We start from the raw sequence: 1173 nt of genomic DNA, 5'->3' as shown, positions 1-1173 counted from the left end.
GGTGACCAACCACTCCACCGTCGAGGCGGCCACCCCCCGGCCCGAGGACGTCGCGGCGGCCCGCCGGCTGGACGGCCACCTCACCCGCTGGTGGCTCGACCCGGTGTACGGCCGGGGCTTCCCCGCCGACATGCGCGAGCTCTACGGGGTCGACCTGCCCGAGCGGGCGGGCGACCCGGAGACGATCGCCGCACCGCTGGACTGGCACGGCCTCAACTACTACTTCCCGGCCGTCGTCGTCGACGACCCCGACGGTCCCGTCCCGCACGCCCGGGAGGTCCACCGGCCGGAGGTCCCGCGTGCACCGAAGGCCCCCCGGAGCGCACCCTCCACGAGCCGGGGCCCGGGGGTGCGCCGTCGTGCCGACGCGTCGGCACCGGACCGCCCGCGGAAGGCCCGATCGACCGCACGCCGAAGGGGGCCCCCTCCGCCGCGGGTGTTCCACGGCGGAGGGGGCCCCTTCGGGCCCGTCCGGGTCGTCAGTCCGTCGCGCCGAGCGCGCGGTGGGCGCGGATGAGGTCCGCGTACCAACGGCCGCTGGACTTCACGGTGCGCCGCTGGGTGGCGTAGTCGACGTGGACGAGACCGAAGCGCTTGTCGTAGCCGTAGGCCCACTCGAAGTTGTCGAGCAGCGACCAGGCGTAGTAGCCGGCCAGCGGAGCGCCCTTGCGGACGGCGCGGGCACAGGCCGCCAGGTGCCCCTCCAGGTAGCGGGTGCGCTCGGGGTCGTCGACGGCGCCGTCCGGGCCCACCGTGTCCGGGAAGGACGAGCCGTTCTCGGTGACGTAGAGCTCGCGGACGCCGTAGTCCTCGGTGAGGCGGAGCAGCAGGGACTCCAGTCCGTCGGCGTCGATCGGCCAGTCCATCCCGGTGTGCGGGACCTCCGGCCGGTGGACCTCCCGGGCGTGCGGGACGGGACCGTCGGGGTCGTCGACGACGACGGCCGGGAAGTAGTAGTTGAGGCCGTGCCAGTCCAGCGGTGCGGCGATCGTCTCCGGGTCGCCCGCCCGCTCGGGCAGGTCGACCCCGTAGAGCTCGCGCATGTCGGCGGGGAAGCCCCGGCCGTACACCGGGTCGAGCCACCAGCGGGTGAGGTGGCCGTCCAGCCGGCGGGCCGCCGCGACGTCCTCGGGCCGGGGGGTGGCCGCCTCGACGGTGGAGTGGTTGGTCACC

The 1173-nt window shown here is 75.4% G+C and carries 2 protein-coding genes; one reads left to right on the top strand and one right to left on the bottom strand.

Annotated features, from left to right (window positions below; genetic code table 11):
* The coding region (locus tag EAO71_RS38435) for a family 1 glycosylhydrolase (RefSeq protein WP_261991948.1) at window positions 1-517 on the top strand (517 nt) is incomplete at its 5' end.
* Here EAO71_RS38435 and EAO71_RS02000 read toward each other — a convergent pair.
* Window positions 480-1173, bottom strand: a 694-nt coding sequence (locus tag EAO71_RS02000; protein ID WP_147976026.1) for a family 1 glycosylhydrolase, incomplete at its 5' end; no start/stop codon positions are given. The two genes, EAO71_RS38435 and EAO71_RS02000, sit on opposite strands and share 38 nt — an antisense overlap.

The organism is Streptomyces sp. MS191 (assembly GCF_008042125.1).
In the GTDB taxonomy this organism is placed as follows: domain Bacteria; phylum Actinomycetota; class Actinomycetes; order Streptomycetales; family Streptomycetaceae; genus Streptomyces.
Note: the sequence above shows the minus strand (reverse complement) of the source record. Positions and strands in the feature narration are given on the sequence as shown.